Below are 605 nucleotides of genomic sequence, written 5' to 3' on the forward strand. Positions count from 1 at the left end.
GTAGATACGGTAGGTCATGTCGCCGCCGTCCACGGTGAACCGCACATCAAACGCATCCTGACGCACATTAGTCAGTTTGCCGCTGTTAATCAGGCGCAGCTGGGCCCACGGGCCGGTGAAGCTGATGACGCGCGGGGATTTGCCGCTGGCGTCCGGTATCAGCGTGAGCTGGCTTTCCACCCCGGCCCGCATCGCGTTGGGCCAGATGAGGTGTACAATGCTGCCGCGGCCGTGAGCATAATCGAGCAGCTGGCCGTCGAGATTGAGCAGGCTGCGGCGTTTATTGCCGGTCAGGCTGAGGGGCTCAATGGCGAACTGGGCGCCCAGACCGTTTTGCGGCGAGAAGAAGGTGTCGCGGATACGGTCGGCCCGTTTCAGCTGTTCCAGCACATCCGGGCGGATAAGTTGCTGGCCGTCCGCGCTGTGGGTCAGGTTGTTTTCCACAAACGGTTTCAGGTTCTGCTGATAGAAGGCATCGAGCGTGCCGCCGGGCCGGAAGAACCGCTCGAACTCACTGAGCGGCACATCCTGAGCAGCTGCCGGGTTGAAGGGATAGCGTCCGGCCAGGTAGGTCTGGTACTGTCTGACGACGGTGTCGTGCCATT

Annotated in this window: 1 protein-coding gene; it reads right to left on the bottom strand. The window is 61.8% G+C overall.

Annotated features, from left to right (window positions below; translation table 11 throughout):
- On the bottom strand, nt 1-605 hold a 605-nt coding region (locus AAC155_RS24290; protein WP_275658249.1), incomplete at both ends, for a type VI secretion IcmF C-terminal domain-containing protein.

Origin of the sequence: Photorhabdus sp. HUG-39 (genome assembly GCF_963878365.1) — a bacterium.
Lineage (GTDB): Bacteria > Pseudomonadota > Gammaproteobacteria > Enterobacterales > Enterobacteriaceae > Photorhabdus > Photorhabdus kayaii.